General features: G+C 70.0%; 19 protein-coding genes and 1 tRNA gene. 15 read left to right on the top strand and 5 right to left on the bottom strand.

Annotated features, from left to right (window positions below):
- Window positions 1–31 precede the first annotated feature (31 nt).
- Together CSC71_RS02455 and CSC71_RS02450 are read right to left on the bottom strand one after the other, a co-directional pair.
- Entirely contained in the window at window positions 32–514 is a 483-nt protein-coding gene (locus tag CSC71_RS02455; protein WP_162372757.1) for a peroxiredoxin, read from the bottom strand.
- Between the two features lie 7 nt (window positions 515–521).
- Window positions 522–1,166, bottom strand: a complete 645-nt coding sequence (locus tag CSC71_RS02450; protein ID WP_211367824.1) for a glycine cleavage system transcriptional repressor — start codon at window positions 1,164–1,166, stop codon at window positions 522–524.
- 108 nt (window positions 1,167–1,274) lie between these two features.
- On the opposite strand from CSC71_RS02450, the gene dapA reads away from it, so the two are divergent.
- Window positions 1,275–2,198 (top strand): 4-hydroxy-tetrahydrodipicolinate synthase, encoded by a 924-nt coding sequence (dapA, locus tag CSC71_RS02445; protein WP_162372755.1) that lies wholly within the window; start codon window positions 1,275–1,277, stop codon window positions 2,196–2,198.
- A 19-nt stretch (window positions 2,199–2,217) separates the two neighbouring features.
- Window positions 2,218–2,715 carry a hypothetical protein gene (locus CSC71_RS02440; RefSeq protein ID WP_162372754.1) on the top strand — a complete coding sequence of 166 codons (498 nt, stop codon included), beginning with the start codon at window positions 2,218–2,220 and terminating at the stop codon, window positions 2,713–2,715.
- Window positions 2,716–2,852: 137 nt separating this feature from the next.
- On the opposite strand, the gene fdxA is transcribed toward CSC71_RS02440, so the two are convergent.
- Both fdxA and CSC71_RS02430 read right to left on the bottom strand, forming a co-directional pair.
- A complete protein-coding gene (fdxA, locus tag CSC71_RS02435; protein WP_162372753.1) occupies window positions 2,853–3,176 on the bottom strand; it encodes a ferredoxin FdxA in 324 nt (107 codons plus the stop codon).
- Window positions 3,177–3,391: 215 nt separating this feature from the next.
- Window positions 3,392–3,466 (bottom strand) — tRNA-Glu (locus tag CSC71_RS02430).
- A gap of 73 nt (window positions 3,467–3,539) precedes the next feature.
- Between CSC71_RS02430 and pcnB the strand changes: the two genes are divergently transcribed.
- The 7 genes from pcnB to CSC71_RS02395 all read left to right on the top strand — a co-directional run bounded on the left by pcnB (window position 3,540) and on the right by CSC71_RS02395 (window position 9,505).
- On the top strand, window positions 3,540–4,916 hold the full coding sequence (gene pcnB, locus CSC71_RS02425) for a polynucleotide adenylyltransferase PcnB (RefSeq protein WP_162372752.1): 1,377 nt from the start codon (window positions 3,540–3,542) through the stop codon (window positions 4,914–4,916).
- Window positions 4,913–5,413 (top strand): 2-amino-4-hydroxy-6-hydroxymethyldihydropteridine diphosphokinase, encoded by a 501-nt coding sequence (gene folK, locus CSC71_RS02420; protein WP_162372751.1) that lies wholly within the window; start codon window positions 4,913–4,915, stop codon window positions 5,411–5,413. Before pcnB ends, folK begins: the two co-directional genes overlap by 4 nt.
- Window positions 5,414–5,430: 17 nt before the next feature.
- Window positions 5,431–6,249, top strand: coding sequence for a 3-methyl-2-oxobutanoate hydroxymethyltransferase (panB, locus tag CSC71_RS02415; RefSeq protein ID WP_162372750.1), 819 nt, complete (start codon window positions 5,431–5,433; stop codon window positions 6,247–6,249).
- A gap of 60 nt (window positions 6,250–6,309) precedes the next feature.
- Window positions 6,310–7,152 (top strand): pantoate--beta-alanine ligase, encoded by an 843-nt coding sequence (panC, locus tag CSC71_RS02410; RefSeq protein ID WP_162372749.1) that lies wholly within the window; start codon window positions 6,310–6,312, stop codon window positions 7,150–7,152.
- Between the two features lie 85 nt (window positions 7,153–7,237).
- Window positions 7,238–7,618 (top strand): aspartate 1-decarboxylase, encoded by a 381-nt coding sequence (panD, locus tag CSC71_RS02405; RefSeq protein ID WP_162372748.1) that lies wholly within the window; start codon window positions 7,238–7,240, stop codon window positions 7,616–7,618.
- Entirely contained in the window at window positions 7,615–9,123 is a 1,509-nt protein-coding gene (pgi, locus tag CSC71_RS02400) for a glucose-6-phosphate isomerase (RefSeq protein ID WP_162372747.1), read from the top strand. The genes panD and pgi overlap by 4 nt, the downstream gene beginning before the upstream one ends.
- 34 nt (window positions 9,124–9,157) lie before the next feature.
- On the top strand, window positions 9,158–9,505 hold the full coding sequence (locus CSC71_RS02395; protein WP_162372746.1) for a DUF2200 family protein: 348 nt from the start codon (window positions 9,158–9,160) through the stop codon (window positions 9,503–9,505).
- Here CSC71_RS02395 and queG read toward each other — a convergent pair.
- Window positions 9,489–10,589, bottom strand: a complete 1,101-nt coding sequence (queG, locus tag CSC71_RS02390; protein ID WP_162372745.1) for a tRNA epoxyqueuosine(34) reductase QueG — start codon at window positions 10,587–10,589, stop codon at window positions 9,489–9,491. The genes CSC71_RS02395 and queG overlap by 17 nt on opposite strands.
- A 23-nt stretch (window positions 10,590–10,612) precedes the next feature.
- Between queG and CSC71_RS02385 the strand changes: the two genes are divergently transcribed.
- The 6 genes from CSC71_RS02385 (at window position 10,613) to CSC71_RS02360 (ending at window position 18,572) form a co-directional block, all read left to right on the top strand.
- The gene (locus tag CSC71_RS02385) at window positions 10,613–12,100 is read left to right on the top strand and encodes an NAD(P)H-hydrate dehydratase (RefSeq protein WP_162372744.1); all 1,488 of its coding nucleotides are present in this window, start codon (window positions 10,613–10,615) and stop codon (window positions 12,098–12,100) included.
- Window positions 12,097–12,999, top strand: coding sequence for a tRNA (adenosine(37)-N6)-threonylcarbamoyltransferase complex ATPase subunit type 1 TsaE (gene tsaE / locus CSC71_RS15650; protein ID WP_162372743.1), 903 nt, complete (start codon window positions 12,097–12,099; stop codon window positions 12,997–12,999). The genes CSC71_RS02385 and tsaE overlap by 4 nt, the downstream gene beginning before the upstream one ends.
- Before the next feature lie 205 nt (window positions 13,000–13,204).
- Window positions 13,205–14,758, top strand: coding sequence for an N-acetylmuramoyl-L-alanine amidase (locus tag CSC71_RS02375; RefSeq protein WP_246191930.1), 1,554 nt, complete (start codon window positions 13,205–13,207; stop codon window positions 14,756–14,758).
- A 105-nt stretch (window positions 14,759–14,863) separates the two neighbouring features.
- Window positions 14,864–16,678 carry a DNA mismatch repair endonuclease MutL gene (gene mutL, locus CSC71_RS02370; protein ID WP_211367823.1) on the top strand — a complete coding sequence of 605 codons (1,815 nt, stop codon included), beginning with the start codon at window positions 14,864–14,866 and terminating at the stop codon, window positions 16,676–16,678.
- A gap of 2 nt (window positions 16,679–16,680) precedes the next feature.
- A complete protein-coding gene (locus CSC71_RS02365) occupies window positions 16,681–17,634 on the top strand; it encodes a DUF1684 domain-containing protein (RefSeq protein ID WP_162372740.1) in 954 nt (317 codons plus the stop codon).
- Entirely contained in the window at window positions 17,631–18,572 is a 942-nt protein-coding gene (locus CSC71_RS02360; RefSeq protein WP_162372739.1) for a TraB/GumN family protein, read from the top strand. The genes CSC71_RS02365 and CSC71_RS02360 overlap by 4 nt, the downstream gene beginning before the upstream one ends.
- Window positions 18,573–18,576: the final 4 nt, after the last annotated feature.

Genomic DNA, 18,576 nt, shown 5'->3' with positions numbered 1-18,576 from the left:
GGGCAGTGGCCGGAGGGAGAAGGGATGGGTTTCACTCGGTTTGTGCGGCCTTCAGTGCTTCGAGTACGGCTTCGGCATGGCCGGGCACCTTCACGCCGCGCCACTCCCGCACGATACGGCCATCGGGCGAAATCAGGAAGGTGCTCCGGATGACCCCCAGCACCTTCCTGCCATACATGTTCTTCTCGCCGATCACCCCGAAGGCATTGCACAGCTTTTCGTCGGCGTCGCTGACCAGCGGGAACCTGAAGCCCTGCCTGGCGCAGAAGTTGTCGTGCGACTTGACCGAATCGCGGGAGACGCCGAGAACGGCCGCATGCAGTTTCCGGAATTTCGGCAGCAACGCGTTGAAGTCCAGGCCCTCGGTGGTGCAGCCGGGGGTCGAGTCCTTCGGGTAGAAGTACAGGACCAGCCACTGGCCGGCGTAGTCGGCGAGGGTGGTCGTGTCGCCGCCGGACAGCGCCAGCGGCAGCTTGAGGGTGGACTTCAGCAGCGCTTTGCCGGTTGCCGTCATCAAGTCCTCAGAACTTCATCGGGTCCATGATCGCGTCCAGGTTCAGATGGTCGCAGAATTCGAGGAAATCGTCGCGCAGCGCGGCGATGTGCATGTTCGCCGGCACGCCGATGGTCACCTGCGCCGAGAACATCTCCGCGCCGGTCTGCATCGCCCGGTAGCGGGTGCTCTGCAGGTTTTCGATGGTGATGCCCTGGCGGTCGAAGAAGTCGGCCAGCTGGAACAGGATGCCCGGCTTGTCGGCGGCCACCACCTCGACGATGTACGGCAGCAGGTTCGACTGCACCACCTTGGCCGAGGTGCGGTACCAGACCAGCTTGATGCCTTCCTCGCGCTCCAGCCGGCCCAGCATCGCCTCCAGCTTGGCCACCGCGTCCCACGAGCCGACCGCCAGCGCGGTCACCGAGACGTCGCGGCCCACGGTGGACAGGCGCGCGTCGACCAGGTTGCAGCCGGAATCGGCGATGCGCCGCGTCACCGCCAGCAGCGGCGACTCCGGATGCGTCGTGTAGGCGTTGATCAGGAGGTGGTTTTCGTTCGGCGAAGGCCGGGGCGAGGTGTCGGACAAGGCGGATTCCGGGCGCTTCTGCAAGAAAACGGTTCTGCGAGTCTGAATGGCGGCCGGGCCGGGTGCCCGGAACGGTGCCAGCATACTTGCCGGTGCTTTCCGGCCGCAAGTAACATCGCGGCACGACGTGGCGTTCCGCGCCCGCTTCCCACGCGCCCGCTTCCCCAAGCATTCCCGATCGAAGGTAAGCACTTGTCCCTGCACGGCTGCATCACCGCACTCGCCACCCCGTTCCTGCCGACGGGCGAACTGGACCTGGATGCGTGGCGCCGGCTGCTGAAACAGCAGCTCGACGGCGGCGTGCAGGGCGTGGTGGTGGCCGGTTCCACCGGCGAGGCCGCGGCGCTGACCGACGACGAATACGAAACGCTGATCCGCATCGCCGCCGAAGTCATCGGCGGGCCGGTTTCGAAGCGGATCATCCCGGTGCTCGCCGGCACCGGGATGATGAACACCGCCAAGACCATCGCCGCGACCCGCCGCGCCGCCGCCGCCGGCGCCGAGTACGCGCTGGTGGTGACGCCGCCGTACGTGCGGCCGACCCAGGCCGGCCTGCTCGCGCATTACCGCGCGGTGGCCGAGCAGGGCGGGCTGCCGGTGGTGCTGTACAACGTGCCCGGCCGCACCGGCACCGACCTGCTGCCGGAGACCGTGGCCGAGCTGGCACCGCACCCGAACATCGTCGGCATCAAGGAAGCCAGGGCCGACGCCGAACGCATGGCCGCGCTGCTGCCGCTGAAGTCGAAGGACTTCGCCGTCCTCAGCGGCGACGACCCGAGCGCCGCGCGCTCGATGCTCGACGGCGCCGACGGGCTGATCTCGGTCGGCTCGAACGCGCTGCCGGCTTCGTTCCGGCGGCTGTGCGACCTGGCCCGCGGCGGCGATCGCGCCGCGGCCGAGGCCTGGGACGCGCAACTGGCCGACTTCCACGCTTTCCATGGCGTCGAACCGAATCCGATCCCGGTCAAGGCGCTGCTGCAGCGGCTGGGTTTCGGCAGCGGCCTGCGCCTGCCGCTGCTGCCGCTGTCCGCGGCCCACCACGCCACCGCCGACCGCCTCGCCGTGCTGGCGAAGGCGCTCGAAGAACAAGCGGGCGCCGCCGCGCTCGCCGCCTGAATTCCACAAGGAGTCGTCCATGCGTTTTTCCCAAGCTTCGCGTCCGTTCGCCCTCGTCCTGCTGGCCGTCGCCGTGGCCGGCGCGTCCGGGTGCTCGTGGTTCAAGAAGGGCGCCAAGGGCGACTACGCGCTGGCCCCGGAAATGCGTCCGCTGGAAGTGCCGCCGGGCCTGACCCTGCCCAGCACCGCCGGGGCGATGCAGATCCCGGCCGCCGCGGCCCCGGCCGCGTCGCCGAGCGCGCCGGCCAGCACCTGGTTCAACGTCGCCGGCAGCCGCGACGAGACCTTCGCCAAGCTCGGCGACGTGCTGGCCACGATCCCCGGCGTGACCGTTTCCAGCAAGGCGCAGCTGCTCGGCGTCTACGACGTCAGCTACGAGGGCGTGAACTTCCTGGTGCGCGTGGTCGCGAAGGACGCGGGTTCGTACATCTCCGCGGTCGATCCGCGCGGCCTGCCGGCCAGCGGCGAGGCGCCGGTGAAGCTGGTCGCGCAGCTGAAGGAAAAGCTGGGCGGCTGATCGGCTTGCCCGGCAGGTGCAGAAAAGGGCGCCATTGGCGCCCTTTTTTGGTTCGTGGTTCTTGGTTGTTGGTTCTCGGTCGTTCGGGGATTGGCCTTTTTCCAACAGCCGGGAACCAACAACCAGGAACCGATTTTTCAGCGCTCCAGCAGCGGCAACTTGTCCGGCTTGCCGTCCCATTCCTTCGCGTCGGGCAGCGGGTCCTTGCGCGTGGTGATCACCGGCCAGGCCTTGGACAATTCCGCGTTCAACGCGGCGTAGCCTTCCTGCCCGGCCGGCACGTCGTCCTCCGGGTAGATCGCGTTGATCGGGCATTCCGGCTCGCACAGCGTGCAGTCGATGCATTCGTCCGGGTCGATCACCAGGAAGTTCGGGCCTTCGTGGAAACAGTCGACCGGGCACACCTCGACGCAGTCGGTGTACTTGCACTTGATGCAGTTCTCGGTGACGACGAAGGGCATGGGGGTAGTCCGGTCCGGGGATGTGGAAAATTCTAGAACAACGGCGCCGCGGCACAAAAAAACCGGCCCGAGGCCGGTGCTTGCGTCGCGCGGATTCCCCTCATTCCGTTCCCTTCCCCCGCGTGCGGTGGGAAGGGCGATCGCGCCGTGCGGGAATCGTTTCGACGGCCGCATCGGAAGCCGCGGTTGGGCGGCTCCGGATGCAGCGGGAAAATTGGCGCTCCCTAGGGGACTCGAACCCCTGTTTTAGCCTTGAGAGGGCCACGTCCTAACCACTAGACGAAGGGAGCGCTGGGGTCTCGCCGACGCGGCACAGTGTTCTATTATATGGGTTTCGCGCCGGGCGGGGCAACGATCCCGAACATGCCGGCATTCCCCCGCAGCACCGGAATCACCGCCATCACGCCGCAAGCCACCCTCCAGGTCATCCCGCGCGAGCAGCATCCGATCTCGCGCAAGGACATCAGCCCGAACGCGCTGCGCGTGCTCTACCGCCTGCGCGACGCCGGCTTCGCCGCCTACCTGGTCGGCGGCGCGGTGCGCGACCTGCTGGTCGGCCAGCATCCGAAGGACTTCGACGTGGCCACCGACGCCACGCCCGAGCAGGTCAAGCAGCTGTTCCGCAACTGCCGGCTGATCGGCCGCCGCTTCCGCCTGGCGCACGTGGTGTTCGGTGGCGAGATCATCGAGGTCGCGACCTTCCGCGCCAACAGCGACGACGGCAGCGGCGACCGCGAGATGGACAACGGCCGCCTGGTCCGCGACAACGTCTACGGCAGCATCGAGGAGGACGCGGTGCGCCGCGACTTCACCGCCAACGCGCTGTACTACGCGATCGAGGATTTCTCGGTGCGCGACTACGTCGGCGGCTACGAGGACGTGCTGGCGCGCCGGCTGAAGCTGATCGGCGATCCCGAGCAGCGCTACCGCGAGGACCCGGTGCGGATGCTGCGCGCGGTGCGGCTCGCCGCCAAGCTCGGCTTCAGCATCGACGAAGGCACCGCCGAGCCGATCGCGCGGCTCGCGCCGCTGCTGGCCCAGGCCGCGCCGGCGCGGCTGTTCGAGGAAATCCTCAAGCTGTTCCTGTCCGGCCACGCGGTGGCGAGTTTCGAGGGGTTGGAGAAGTTCGGCCTGCTGCCGGTGCTGTTGCCGGAAACCGCGGCCGCGCTCGCCTCCAACCGCAGCGGCGCGTTGCGGCGCATGCTGGTGGAGGGGTTGCGCGGCACCGACGCGCGGGTGCGCCTGGACGAACCGGCGTCGCCGGCGTTCCTGTTCGCGCTGCTGCTGTGGCCGGCGTATTGCCGCGCGCTGATCGGCCTGCAGGCGCAGGGCCTCGACGCCGAGGACGCGGCGCGGCGCGCCGCCGACCGGGTCACCGTGCACCAGTTGCAGAGCGTGGCGCTGCCGCGGCGCTTCTCGCTGCCGATGCAGGAGATCTGGCTGCTGCAGTCGCGCTTCTCGACGCGGCAGCGGCGCCGGGTGATGCGCCTGCTCGCGCATCCGCGCTTCCGCGCCGCCTACGACTTCCTCGTGCTGCGCCTGGCCGCATCCGATTCGCACGCCGTCGACGTCGACTTCTGGCGCGAGGCGCAACACCAGTCGGGCGAGGAACTGGCCGCGGCCCTCGGCGTGGCGCAGCCGCCGGACAGCTACACGGCCGAGGAGGGCGCGCCGCCGTCGAAGCGCCGCCGCCGCCGTCGCCGTCGCAGCGGCAGCGCCGGATCGCCCGCGGGCGAATGAGCGGCGCGGTCACCGCCTTCATCGGCCTTGGCGCGAACGTCGGCGACGCCGCGGCGACCTTGCGCGCCGCCCTCGACGAACTCGCCGACCTGCCGCGAACGCGGCTGCTGCGGGCTTCGCGCCTGTACCGCACGCCCGCCTGGGGCGTCGAGGCGCAGCCGGACTTCGTCAACGCCGTCGCGGCGCTGGAAACGCGGCTGGCCGCGCGCGAACTGCTCGGCGCCCTGCTCGAAACCGAGCGTCGCCACGGCCGCGACCGCCATCGCGAGCAGCGCTGGGGTCCGCGCACGCTCGACCTCGATCTGCTGCTGCATGGCGCGGCGGAGATCGACGAGCCCGGCCTGCGCGTGCCGCATCCGCAGCTGCACCGGCGCGGCTTCGTGCTGGTGCCGCTGCTGGAGATCGCGCCGGACCTCGAACTGCCCGGCCACGGCCTCGCGCGGAACGCTTTGTCCGCGCTGGCGCCGTCGGAAACCGCCAATATCTTGCCGCTATGAGTGGATAATAGGCGGCCATGAGCACCCAAGCCGAATCCAAGCCCTGGACCGTCCCTGCGCTGGCCGAAGCCAAGCACGACGGCCGCAAGCTGGTCATGCTGACCTGCTACGACAACAGCTTCGCCCGCATCCTCGATGCCAACGGCGTCGACCTGGTGCTGGTCGGCGATTCCCTGGGCATGGTCGTGCAGGGCCACGATTCGACCCTGCCGGTATCGGTGGAGGCGATGGTCTACCACACCCGCATCGTCGGCCGCGGCCTGCGCCACGCGCTGCTGGTCTCCGACTTGCCGTTCCAGTCGGACGCAACCCCGGAGCGCGCGCTCGACGCCTCGGTGCAACTGCTGCAGGCCGGCGCCGAGATGGTCAAGCTGGAAGGCGCCAGCGCGAACAAGCTCGAGGTGATCCGCTACCTGGCCGAACGCGACATCCCGGTCTGCGCGCACCTCGGCCTGACCCCGCAGTCGGTGCTGAAATTCGGCGGCTACAAGGTGCAGGGCCGCGAGGAGAAGGCCGCGGCGAAGCTGCGCGCCGACGCCAGAGCGGTCGAGGAAGCGGGCGCGCAGCTGCTGGTGCTCGAATGCGTGCCGACCTCGCTGGCCGCAGCGATCACCGCCGACCTGTCGATCCCGACCATCGGCATCGGTGCCGGTCCCGGCTGCGACGGCCAGGTGCTGGTGCTGCACGATCTCCTCGGCCTCGACACCGGCCACCGCAAGCCGAAGTTCGTCAAGGACTTCCTCGCCGAAGGCGGTTCGGTCGCCGGCGCGGTGCGCGCCTACGCGCAGGCGGTACGCGACGGTTCGTTCCCGGACCAGGCGCACTCCTACGCCTGAACCCGTATTCCCGGATGGCCCGGCATTCGCCGGGCCTCGTTCGTTTCAGAAGGAACCGCGATGCTCGAAACCATCACCGACCTGTCCGTGCTGCGCGAGCGCGTGCGCCAGTGGAAGCGCGAGGGCCATCGCGTCGGTTTCGTGCCGACCATGGGCAACCTGCACGCCGGCCACTACTCGCTGGTGATGCTGGCGCGGCAGTACGCCGACCGGGTGGTGTCCAGCGTGTTCGTCAACCCGACCCAGTTCGGCCCGAACGAGGACTTCACCCGCTACCCGCGCACGGTCGAGACCGACAAGACCGGCCTGGAGGGTGCCGGTTGCGACGTGCTGTGGTTGCCGACGGTCGAATCGATGTATCCGTTCGGGGTCGAACTCGCCTCGAACGTCCACGTGCCCGGGGTCAGCAGCGTGCTCGAGGGCGAGTTCCGCCCGGGCCATTTCGACGGCGTGTGCACCGTGGTGTCGCGCCTGTTCAACCAGGTGCAGCCGGACGTGGCCGCGTTCGGCAAGAAGGATTACCAGCAACTCGCCGTGGTCCGGCAGCTGGTCACCGACCTGGCGTTCCCCATCGAGATCATCGGCGGCAGCATCGTCCGCGAGGCCGACGGCCTGGCGATGAGTTCGCGCAACCAGTACCTCGGCGCCGAGGAGCGCCCGCGCGCGGCGGAAATCCACCGGACCCTGCTCGACCTGCGCGATGGCTGGTCGGCCGGCAGGCCGCGCGCGGAAATCGAGGCCGCGGCGAGCGGGCGCCTGGCGAAGGCGGGATTCGCCGTCGACTACGCCACGATCCGCCGCCCGGACCTGAGCGAGCCGGCCGACGGCGAGAAGGGCGCGAAGGTCGCGCTGATCGCGGCCAGGCTCGGCCGCACGCGGCTGATCGACAACCTCGAGTTCTGAGGCCTTGGACCCTTCTCCCGTTGGGAGAGGGGCCCTTAACGGCGCTTTGCTAGAATCCCGTTCCCCCCGGACCGGCCCTGCCGTCATGCAAATCAGCCTGCTCAAGACCAAGATCCACCGCGCCACCGTCACCCATTCCGAGCTGAACTACGAGGGCTCGATCGCCATCGACGAACTGCTGCTGCAGGCCTGCGGCATCCGCGAGTTCGAGCAGGTGCACGTCTGGGACGTCAGCAACGGCGCGCGCTTCACCACCTACGCGCTGCGCGCGGACGCGGGCAGCGGCGTGATCTCGCTCAACGGCGGCGCCGCGCGCCACGTGCAGGTCGGCGACCTGGTCATCATCGCCGCGTTCGCCACGATGACGGAACAGGAGGCGACGGCGTTCAAGCCGAAACTGGTCTACGTCGACGGCCAGAACCGCATCACCCACACCAACGATTCGATCCCGAAGCAGGCCGCATGACCGCGTTCGAGAAGCTGGAGCCGCACGCCGCGCGCCTGTGGGGCGCGAAGACCCGCGACCTGATCGCCGCCGATCCGGCGCGCGCTTCCGATTTCTCGCTGCGGGTCGGCCCGCTGTACGCGAACTTCGCGCGGCAGGGCTACGACCGCGGCGCGCTGGACGCGCTGGACGCGCTGGGCGAGGAGAAGCAGCTCGCCGCCGCGTTCCGCCGCCTGTTCGACGGCGAAACCGTCAACGTCACCGAGGGCCGCGCCGCGCTGCACACCGCCCTGCGCGGCAACCTGTCGCAGGCCGCGGCCGCGCGCGAGGCGTTCGCGACGGCCAGCGAAGTGCGCCAGCGCATGGGCAGGCTGGTCGCGGAACTGGAATCCTCCGGCATCACCGACATCGTCAGCGTCGGCATCGGCGGTTCCGACCTGGGCCCGCGCTTGGTCGCCGATGCGCTGCGTCCCGTCGCCGGCGCACGCCTGCGGGTGCATTTCGTGTCCAACGTCGATGGCGCGGCCATGCAGCGCACGCTTGCCGCGCTTGCCCCGGCCACGACCGCCGGCATCCTGATCTCGAAGACCTTCGGCACGCAGGAAACCCTGCTCAACGGCGCGATCCTGCGCGACTGGCTCGGCGGCAGCGAACGCCTGTACGCGGTCAGCGCCAATCCGCAGCGCGCCGCGGCCGCGTTCGACATCGCCGCCGAACGCGTGCTGCCCATGTGGGACTGGGTCGGCGGGCGCTATTCGCTGTGGTCGGCGGTCGGCTTCCCGATCGCGCTGGCGATCGGCTTCGACCGTTTCGAAGACCTGCTCGCCGGCGCCGCCGAGTTCGACGCGCATGCGCTGAATGCGCCGCTGGCCAAGAACCTCGCCGTGCGCCATGCGCTGACCGCGGTGTGGAACCGCAACCTGCTCGGCCACGCCGCGCACGGGGTGATGACCTACGACCAGCGCCTGGCCCTGCTGCCGGCCTACCTGCAGCAACTGGTGATGGAAAGCCTCGGCAAGTCGGTGAAGCTGGACGGCTCGCCGGTCGACGGCGACACTGTGCCGGTGTGGTGGGGCGGGGCGGGCACCGACGTGCAGCACAGCTTCTTCCAGGCTTTGCACCAGGGTACGCAGATCGTGCCGCTGGATTTCGTCGGCACCGTGCGCAACGACGATCCGTACGCGGAGAACCACCTCGCCCTGCTGTCGAACCTGCTGGCGCAGAGCGAGGCGCTGGCCAACGGCCAGCGCAGCGACGACCCGCACCGCAGCTATGCTGGCGGCCGCCCCAGCACGATGATCCTGCTGGATGCGCTGACCCCGCAGTCGCTGGGCACGCTGATCGCGATGTACGAGCACAGCGTCTACGCGCAGTCGGTGTTGTGGGGCATCAATGCCTTCGACCAGTTCGGCGTCGAACTGGGCAAGCAGCTGGCGAACGGCCTGCTGCCGGCGTTGCAGGGCGAGGGCGACGCGCCCGACCCGGTCACGAAGGCGTTGCTGGCGGAGCTGAAGTCGCGCGGCTGACATCCCGGAAAACGCCGACGGTGGAGGGGCGAAGATGGAACACCGGATCTTCGGAATGGCTTACGCGGGCATCCACCGCGCGTACGAGGAGAAGCTGGCGCGCAAGGGCCTGCCGCGCGGGGACGTCGCGGTGCTGGAGCGCTGGCTGACGGGCTACTCGGAAGCCGAACTGGCCGAGCGCCTGCAAAACGCGACCGTGCGGGAGTTCTTCGACGGAGCCGCGCGCTACAACCCCGAGTCCGGAAGGATTCGCGGCATCGTCTGCGGCGTCCGCGTCGAGGATGTCGAGGATCCGACCATGCGCCGGATCCGGCAGATGGACAAGCTGGTCGACGAGCGCGCCCGCGGCAAGGCGCTCGAAAAAATCATGGGCCGGAAGTAGCCGATCCTTCGTTCTCACCGGTATGCCGGCGCAGCGCCCACGCCACGTGTTCGCGCACCAGCGGCGAAGGGTCGTCGCGTCGCGATGCCAGCGCGGCCATCACCGCGGGCGTCTCCGGCGCGTTGCCCAGCGCCACCGCGATGTTGCGCAGCCAGCGTTCGTGCCCGCTGCGGCGAATCGCCGAGCCTTCGGTGCGGGCGAGGAACTCGTCTTCCGTCCACGCGAACAGTTGCGGCAGCGTCGCCGTGTCCAGGTCGTTGCGGGCGCGGAAATCCGGCTCATCGGTCCGCTTCGCGAACTTGTTCCAGGGACACACGAGCTGGCAATCGTCGCAACCGAAGATGCGGTTGCCGATCGCCGGGCGCAGTTCCTCGGGAATCGCGCCCTCGTGTTCGATGGTGAGATACGAAATGCAGCGGCGCGCGTCGAGGCGGTACGGGGCGACGATCGCCTGGGTCGGGCAGATCTCGATGCAGCGCATGCAGGTACCGCAATGCGCGGTCGCAGGTTCGTCGATCGGCAGCGGCAGGTCGACGTAGATTTCGCCGAGGAAGAACCACGAGCCGCCGTCGCGGTCGATCAGGCAGGTGTGCTTGCCGATCCAGCCCAGCCCGGCGTTGCGCGCCAGCGCGCGCTCCAGCACCGGCGCCGAGTCGACGAACACGCGATGCCCGAACGGGCCGATTTCGGCGGCAATGCGCTCGGCCAGTTTCTGCAGGCGGTTGCGCATCAGCTTGTGGTAGTCGCGGCCCAGCGCATAGCGGGCGACGTAGGCGCGTTCGCCATCGGCCAGCGTGGCCCAGGCCTCGTCGTCGTCGCGGCGGCCGTAGTCGAAGCCGACCGAGACCACCCGCAGCGTGCCGGGGATCAGTTCGGCCGGGCGCGAACGCTTGTCGCCGTGCGCGGCCATCCAGCCCATCGTGCCCTGCAGGCCCCGCGCCAGCCAGTCGCGCAGGTGCGCTTCGTCGTCGCCCAGTTCGACGCCGCTGATGCCGACGCGCTGGAAGCCCAGCTCGCGCGCCAGCTCGCGCACGCGGGCAGCGAGCGCGGACGGATCGGGCGGGCAGGAAGCGGGTGAAGGCATGGGCGAAGTATAGAATCGCCACGATGACTGGCATGACACCGCTCTACGACACGGCCGCGGCCCGCGCGCTCGACGCGCGCGCGACCGGATTGCTGGGCGGCGACGGTTACGAGTTGATGCAGCGGGCCGGGCAGGCGGGCTGGCAGTACGTCCTTCAGCATTGGCCGGAGGCGATGCGGATCGCGGTCGTCTGTGGGCCGGGCAACAATGGCGGCGACGGCTACGTGCTGGCGCGGCTGGCCCGGCAGTCGCGGCGTCAGGTCCGGGTGGTCCACCTTCCCGCGCATGTTCCGCGCAGCGAGCTGGCGCAACGCGCCTGCACCGATTACGTCGCCGCCGGCGGGCGCATCGACCTGTTCCCGGAAGCGGGGCTTGAGGGCGATCTCGTCGTCGATGCGTTGTTCGGCATCGGCCTGTCGCGCGCGCCGGACGCGGATGCGGCGGCGCTGATCGACGCGATCAACGCGCAACCGGCGCCGGTGTTCTCGCTGGACGTGCCCAGCGGCCTGGATGCCGACCGCGGTTCCGCACCGGGCAGCGCCGTGGTCGCGGATTGCACATTGCAGTTCATCTCGCCGCACGTCGGCCTGCGTACCGGCGATGCGCTGGAGTGCGCCGGCGAAGTGCAGCTCGATGGCCTCGACGTTCCGGCGGCAACCTTCGATGCCGCGTCGCCCTGCGCGATGCTGCTGGCGGGCGAATCGCTCGCGCAATGGCTGCCGCCGCGCCGGCGCAACACGCACAAGGGCGAATCCGGGCGCGTGCTGTGCATCGGCGGCGACCATGGCCACGGCGGCGCGATCGCGCTGTGCGCCGTGGCGGCGCTGCGCACGGGTTGCGGCTTGCTGACGGTGGCGACGCGCGAGCGGCATGTGCCGGTGGGGCTCGCGCGGCGGCCGGAAGCGATGGCGGCAGCGGTCGAGTCGGACGAGGACCTGTGGCCGCTGCTGGCCAGCCCGGATGCCATCGCCGGCGGTCCCGGGCTGGGGCAGGGCGACTGGGCACGCGCGGTGCTGCACCTGGCGCTGCAGTCCGGCAAGCCGCTGGTGGTCGACGCCGATGCGCTGAACCTCCTCGCGACGTGGCCGCACCAGTTGCACGACGCCATCCTGACCCCGCATCCGGGCGAGGCGGCGCGCTTGCTCGGCATTTCCACCGCTGAAGTGCAACGCGACCGCTATGCCGCCGCACGGGCCATCGCGCAGCGTTACGGCGCGACGGTGGTGCTGAAAGGCGCGGGCACGATCGTCGCGGCGCCGGACGCGATGCCGCGCGTGATCGGCGCGGGCAATCCGGGCATGGCGGTCGGCGGCATGGGCGACCTGCTGACCGGCGTCGTCGCTTCGCTGCGCGGGCAGGGCCTGTCCGCGTTCGATGCGGCGAGTGCGGGCGCATTGCTGCATTCGCTGGCCGGCGATGCGGCGGCGGAACAGGGCGAGCGCGGTCTGCTGCCTTCCGATCTGTTGCCGCATCTGCGGCGACTGGCGAATCCGGCGGGCATCGACCGATGAAGTTGCAGCTTGCCGACGCCGAAGCCACCGAACGCCTCGGCCGCGCGCTCGCCGGGACGCGCCCCGTTCCCGCGGTGGTCTACCTGCAGGGCGACCTCGGCGCCGGCAAGTCGACGCTGGCGCGCGCGCTGCTGCGCGCGCTCGGCGTGCGGGGCGCGATCAGGAGCCCGACCTACACGCTGGTCGAGCGCTATCCGATCGAAGGTGGCGAAGCCTGGCACCTCGACCTGTATCGCCTCGCCGATGCCGGCGAACTGGATTTCCTCGGCCTCGACGAAGGCATCGCCACGCTGTGGCTGGTCGAATGGCCGGAAAAGGGCGGCCACGGCCTGCCCGCGCCCGACCTGCGGGTCGTGCTGGCGGTGCAGGGGCAAGGCCGGGGGGCGGAACTCGACGGCGTCTCCGCCGCCGGCCGCGACTGGCTTTCGCGACTCGAACGGCGGCGCCACGAATTGCAAAGCGTGTACGAAGCCGCTGGCGGCGCCGAAGGCCTGCATCGGCTCGCCGAAGCGTGGCACCGGCGAGTCGTGGACGACGAGATCGTCGGCCACGCCTTCAGCCACGGCTTCCATCCGCAACACACCGAACGCCTTGCCGCGTACTGGATCGAAGCGCTCGGCGGTCCCGCCGTCTATTCGGAAAACCACGGCGACGAAACCTCGGTCGTGCGCATGCACAGCGGCAACGGCGTGCACGAGGAAATGGACCGGCGCGCGATCGCCTGCTTCGACCGGGCGCTGGACGACGTCGGGATCGCGTCCGGGCCCTTGCGGCAGGTGCTGCACGATTACTTCGCATGGGCGACCACGACGACGATGGCGCGCTACCCCGGATCCGCCGCCGACGTGCCCTGCGGGCTGGCCATCCCGCGCTGGTCCTGGGGCGGTTTGCAGGGCTGATTCCGGCTTCCGGGCCCGCTCTGGGCAGCCCCTTATAAACCGACGCTTGCGGACCCTCCCTGCCGGTCTGGACTAGGAAGTCGCGGCAGGTTGCGGATTATTAAGGGAAAAGTGCTTGCGCAATTCACACTTTGGTGCTTGAATCCGCCCCATGCGCAGGCACCGGGCCAGCTTCGGACGCTATTGGGGAGGCGTTTTGCTCCCGGTGGCCGTGCTTTCCCTGTTGCTTGCCCCGGTTTTCCCGGCTGCCGCCGGCCAGGTCAGCGGCATCGCCGTCGAGCAGGGTGCGACCGGTACCCGCGCCGAGATCCGCCTGCAGGGCAAGGGCGAGTACAAGACCCTCTCGCTGCACGGTCCCGAACGGCTGGTCGTCGACCTGCCGGCATCCAGCGCCAAGGGCGGGCTGAAACTGCCCGGCGGCAGCGGCGTGGTGAAGTCGGTGCGCACCGGCCAGCCCGAGGCGGGCACGCTGCGCGTGGTCTTCGACCTGGCCGAACCGGTAGCGGCGCTGAAGCCGCGCATGGAGTCGGCGGCCGATGGCGTTTCGCTGCTGGTGATCGAGTGGCCGGGCGACGGTCCGGCGATGCCGGCCGTGGCGACGAAACCTGCGGCCGATGCGCCGACGCCCGCGGCGGGCCTGGCTACGGCTCCGTCCGAGTCGGAAAAACAGCGGGCCGCGCAGGCCACCGCCGCGCTGACCTCGATCGTGACCCAGCAGGCGCAAGCGCCGGCAACGGGCACGCCTGCCGATGCGGCGGTACCCGCGACCGTTGCCGGCCTGTCGCCGCAGGAAATCCTCAACGGCGGCTCCACGGCTCCGGTCGGCGTCGCGCGGCCGCAGGCCCCGGCGGCGCCGGCGTCGGTGCCGCTGGGCGATTACATCGCCGCAGGCAAGGCCCCCGACCGGGAGGCGCAGGCCGCGGAATCGGTGCCCGAGGCATCCGCCGGGCCGTGGGTCGGCGTCGGTATCCCGATGCGGGCCGGCATGCGCCCGCTGGTCGTCGCCATCGACGCCGGCCATGGCGGGCAGGATTCCGGCGCGATCGGCCCGACCGGCAAGTACGAGAAGAACGTGACCCTGGCCATCGCCCGCGAACTGGCGCGCCAGGTCAATGCCACGCCGGGTATGAAGGCCTACCTGGTCCGCGATGGCGACTATTTCATCCCGCTGCCGCAGCGGGCGCAGAAGGCGCGCACGGCCAAGGCCGACCTGTTCGTGTCGATCCACGCCGACGCCGCGGAAAATCGCAGCGCCAGCGGTTCGTCGGTCTACGTGCTGTCGCTGAAGGGCGCTTCGTCGCAGCGCGCGCGCTGGCTGGCCGACAAGGAAAACGCCTCCGACCTGGTCGGCGGCGTGCCCCTGCAGAAGGTCGACAGCACGCTGTCGTCGGTGCTGATCGACCTGGCCCAGAGCGGCCACATGAAGGCCTCCGAGAACGCCGCGAGCCACGTACTCGACGGACTCAGCCGCATCGGCAACACCCACAAGTCGCGGCTGGAGCGCGCCAACTTCGCCGTGTTGCGCACTTCGGACATGCCGGCGATGCTGGTCGAAACCGCCTTCATTTCGAATTACGAGGAAGAGCGCCAGCTCACCAGCCCCGCGTACCAGCGCAAGATCGCCGGGGCGGTACTCGACGGCGTGCGCACCTATTTCACCCGCGAACCGCCGCCGGGCACGCTGTTCGCCGCGCGTGCGCAGGCCGTGGACGCCGGTTCCGCCGAGGTGGCGGCGCGCGGGGCCGGCGGCTCGCCCTGAGTCGTAGCATCCCGGCGGTTCCGCGACGGATTCCCGCGTGGCCGCGCAGGCCTCGGCTATCATGATGGCCGACTTCCGATGCGGCGCGACAGCCGCCGCCCATCCGTGCCGATCCGTCCGCTTCCCGACCTGCTCATCAACCAGATCGCCGCCGGCGAAGTCGTCGAGCGTCCGGCCTCCGTGGTCAAGGAACTGGTCGAGAACGCCCTCGACGCCGGGGCGAAGCGCATCGACATCGACCTGGAGGAAGGCGGCATCCGCCTGATCCGCATCCGCGACGACGGCGGCGGCATTCCCGCCGACGAACTGCCGCTGGCGGTGTCGCGGCATGCGACCAGCAAGATCGCCTCGCTCGACGACCTCGAGGCGGTGGCCACGCCCGGCTTCCGCGGCGAGGCGCTGCCGTCGATCGCCTCGGTGTCGCGCTTCCGGATCGCCTCGCGCCGGCCCGGCGATGCGCATGGGGCGGCGCTGAGCGTCGAAGGCGGGAAGTTCGGCGAGGTCGCGCCGAAGCAACAGCCGCCCGGCACCACGGTCGAGGTACGCGAGCTGTTCTACAACGTGCCGGCGCGGCGCAAGTTCCTGCGCGCCGAGCGCACCGAACTCGGCCACATCGAGGAATGGCTGCGCTCGCTGGCGCTGGCGCGGCCCGACGTCGAACTGCGCGTGACCCACAACGGCAAGCCGTCGCGCCGGTACAAGTCCGGCGCGAATGGCGATGCGGCGCGCGAATCGTCGGCGCGGCTCGGTGAAACCCTCGGCGAGGACTTCGCTGCGCAGAGCCTGCGCATCGACCATGCCGGCGCGGGGCTGAGGTTGCACGGCTGGATCGCGCAGCCCAGCTATTCGCGCGCCAGCGCCGACCAGCAGTACCTGTACGTCAACGGCCGCAGCGTGCGCGACCGCAACATCGCCCATGCGGTGAAGCTTGCCTACCAGGACGTGCTGTACCACGGCCGCCAGCCGGCCTACGTGCTGTTCCTCGAGATCGACCCGTCGCGGGTCGACGTCAACGTGCATCCGGCCAAGCACGAGGTGCGCTTCCGCGATTCGCGGCTGGTGCACGATTTCGTCTACCGCACGCTGCAGGAAGCGCTGGCGCAGACCCGCGCGGGAACGGCGGCTCCGGCAGCGGCAGCGACGGGGCCGCAGGCCGTGGCCAACGGCGCGGCCATCGCGCCGCTGCAGCAATGGATGCCGACGCGGCAGAGCCCGCTCGGCCTCGGCGTCGCCGAAGCGCCGGCGGCTTACGCGGCGCTGTATGCGCCGCCGGACAGCGAGTCGTCGCCGGTCGCGTCCGCATCGGCGCCGCTGCCGGAAACCGGCGATGCCGGCATTCCCCCGCTGGGCTATGCCATCGCGCAACTGCACGGCATCTACATCCTCGCCGAAAACGCCGACGGCCTGGTGGTCGTCGACATGCACGCCGCGCACGAGCGCATCGGCTACGAGAAGCTGAAGGCCGCGCACGACGGCATCGGCATCCGCTCGCAACCGCTGCTGGTGCCGCTGAACCTGTCGGTCGCCGAGCGCGACGCCGACGTGGCCGAGCGCGAGGCCGCAACGCTGGCCGCCCTCGGTTTCGAAGTGACCCGCAGCGGCCCGCAATCGCTGAGCGTGCGCAGCGTACCGGCGCTGCTGGCCCACGCCGAGCCCGGCGCGCTGCTGCGCGACGTGCTGGCCGACCTGCGCGAGCACGGCGAGAGCCTGCGCGTCGCCGCCGCGCGCGACGAGCTGCTGTCGACCATGGCCTGCCATGGTGCGGTGCGCGCCAACCGCCGGTTGACGATCCCGGAAATGAACGCGCTGCTGCGCGAGATGGAAATCACCGAACGCTCGGGCCAGTGCAACCACGGCCGGCCGACCTGGGCGCGCTTTTCGCTGGCCGAAATCGACCGCTGGTTCCTGCGAGGACGTTGACGATGGGGAAACATGCCTGGGTACCGGGGCTGTTCGTATTGGTCGCATTGGCCGCTTGCGGACGCGGCGATTCCGGCGATGGCGCGATCGAGTCCGCCGAAAGCATCGACCTGCGCGGCGACAACGCCGCCTGGCGCGAGGAACGCGTGACCGAACTGCTCAAGCCGGACGGCTGGACCAGCCTGATCGGCCTGCACTGGCTGGGGCTCAGGGCGCATTACGTCGGCAGCAGCCCGGACAGTGGCATCCGCCTGGCGATGGGACCGGCGCGGATGGGCCTGGTCGAACAACAGAAGGACGGCCGCGTGTTCTTCACCCCGGAGAGCGGCGTCGCCCTGACCGCGGACGGCGTGCCGTTGACCGGCCGGATCGAGCTGAAGAACGACCACGATCCCGCACCGACCGCGATCGGTTTCGACGATGGCCGGGGCGTGCTGACCCTGATCAAGCGCGGCGACCGCCTCGCGTTGCGGGTCAAGCACGCTGATGCGCCCAGTCGCGCGCACTTCAAGGGGATCGATTACTGGCCCTCCGACCTCGGCTGGCGCATCGAAGGCCGGTTCGTCGCGAATCCGCCGGGCAAGACCCTGCCGATCGTCGACATCATCGGCAATACCACGGACACCCCGAACCCGGGCGCGGTCGAGTTCGAGCGCGACGGCAAGCCGTACCGCCTCGAGGCGCTCGAAGAGGGCCCGGACAAGCTGTTCTTCATCTTCGTGGACCGTACCAGCGGCCACGGCAGCTATCCGGCGGGCCGCTACCTGTACGCACCGCGGCCCGGCGCCGACGGCAAGGTCGTGCTCGACTTCAATCGCGCCGAGAACCCGCCGTGCGCGTTCACGTCGTTCGCCACCTGTCCGCTGGCGCCGCCGGAAAACCGCCTGGTCGACCTCGCCATCGAGGCCGGCGAGAAAGCCTACGTTCCTCCAGCCGAGGCGAAACTGCCCGAATGAAGATCCACGCTCCCGGATTGCGCGTACTCGCCCTGCTGTTCGCCGCCTCGTTGCCGCTGTCGTTGGCGACGGCGACGGAAACCGCCTCCCCCGTGCGGCAATCGCCGGTGCCGTTGCTGTGGAAGGTGTCCGATGCCGACAACGCGCTGTACCTGCTCGGTTCGTTCCACCTGTTGCGGCCGGACGACTACCCGCTGTCGGAGGACGTCGACGCCGCCTTCGCCGACGCCGAATCGCTGTTGTTCGAACTGTCGCCGGAGGAAATGAATTCGCCCGCGTTGCCGGCGCTGATGCTGCAGGCGGGCATGCGCGGCGACGGCAAGCAGTTGCAGGACGACCTCGACCCGGCCACGTGGAGCGCATTACAGGACTATGCGCAAAAGAATTCGCTGCCGCTGGCGAACTTCGCCAGTCTCGAGCCGTGGTTCGCCGGCCTGACCATCAGCATCCTCGAACTGACCAAGCAGGGACTGGACCCGACGCTGGGACTGGACGCGCATTTCATGGCCGCCGCCGCGCAGGCGGGGAAGCCGGCGCTGGGCCTGGAAACCGGCAAGGAACAGGTCGCCATGCTCGACGGCATGGCCACCGAGGAACAGAAGCAGTTCGTCGCCGAAGCGCTGGAGGAAGCGGCGAAGGGTTCGCAGGAAACCGCGAAACTGCATGCGGCCTGGCGCTCGGGCGACGCGGACACCCTGCTGGACGAGATGGCCGCGGAGATGAAGCGGGACTACCCGCGCCTGTACCGGCGGATCAACGTCGAGCGCAACGACCGCTGGACGCTGGAGCTGGCGGGGCGGCTGGACGGATCGGACCCGGGCGACGTGCTGGTGGTTGTCGGCGCGTTGCACCTGCTCGGCCCCGACGGCGTGGTCGAGAAGCTGCGCGCGAAGGGCTACAAGGTCGAACGCATCTGTTCGGCATGTGAAGCCAAATGAACGG

The sequence above is a fragment of the Pseudoxanthomonas sangjuensis genome, from assembly GCF_010211755.1.
Lineage (GTDB): Bacteria > Pseudomonadota > Gammaproteobacteria > Xanthomonadales > Xanthomonadaceae > Pseudoxanthomonas_A > Pseudoxanthomonas_A sangjuensis.
Note: the sequence above shows the minus strand (reverse complement) of the source record. Positions and strands in the feature narration are given on the sequence as shown.

Bases quoted from the DNA above. Each gene is read 5' to 3' on its own strand.
- CSC71_RS02455 (WP_162372757.1), bottom strand. From the start codon at position 514: ATGACGGCAACCGGCAAAGCGCTGCTGAAGTCCACCCTCAAGCTGCCG.
- CSC71_RS02450 (WP_211367824.1), bottom strand. From the start codon at position 1,166: ATGCTGGCACCGTTCCGGGCACCCGGCCCGGCCGCCATTCAGACTCGC.
- CSC71_RS02440 (WP_162372754.1), top strand. From the start codon at position 2,218: ATGCGTTTTTCCCAAGCTTCGCGTCCGTTCGCCCTCGTCCTGCTGGCC.
- fdxA (WP_162372753.1), bottom strand. From the start codon at position 3,176: ATGCCCTTCGTCGTCACCGAGAACTGCATCAAGTGCAAGTACACCGAC.
- pcnB (WP_162372752.1), top strand. From the start codon at position 3,540: ATGCCGGCATTCCCCCGCAGCACCGGAATCACCGCCATCACGCCGCAA.
- folK (WP_162372751.1), top strand. From the start codon at position 4,913: ATGAGCGGCGCGGTCACCGCCTTCATCGGCCTTGGCGCGAACGTCGGC.
- panB (WP_162372750.1), top strand. From the start codon at position 5,431: ATGAGCACCCAAGCCGAATCCAAGCCCTGGACCGTCCCTGCGCTGGCC.
- panC (WP_162372749.1), top strand. From the start codon at position 6,310: ATGCTCGAAACCATCACCGACCTGTCCGTGCTGCGCGAGCGCGTGCGC.
- panD (WP_162372748.1), top strand. From the start codon at position 7,238: ATGCAAATCAGCCTGCTCAAGACCAAGATCCACCGCGCCACCGTCACC.
- pgi (WP_162372747.1), top strand. From the start codon at position 7,615: ATGACCGCGTTCGAGAAGCTGGAGCCGCACGCCGCGCGCCTGTGGGGC.
- CSC71_RS02395 (WP_162372746.1), top strand. From the start codon at position 9,158: ATGGAACACCGGATCTTCGGAATGGCTTACGCGGGCATCCACCGCGCG.
- queG (WP_162372745.1), bottom strand. From the start codon at position 10,589: ATGCCTTCACCCGCTTCCTGCCCGCCCGATCCGTCCGCGCTCGCTGCC.
- CSC71_RS02385 (WP_162372744.1), top strand. From the start codon at position 10,613: ATGACTGGCATGACACCGCTCTACGACACGGCCGCGGCCCGCGCGCTC.
- tsaE (WP_162372743.1), top strand. From the start codon at position 12,097: ATGAAGTTGCAGCTTGCCGACGCCGAAGCCACCGAACGCCTCGGCCGC.
- CSC71_RS02365 (WP_162372740.1), top strand. From the start codon at position 16,681: ATGGGGAAACATGCCTGGGTACCGGGGCTGTTCGTATTGGTCGCATTG.
- CSC71_RS02360 (WP_162372739.1), top strand. From the start codon at position 17,631: ATGAAGATCCACGCTCCCGGATTGCGCGTACTCGCCCTGCTGTTCGCC.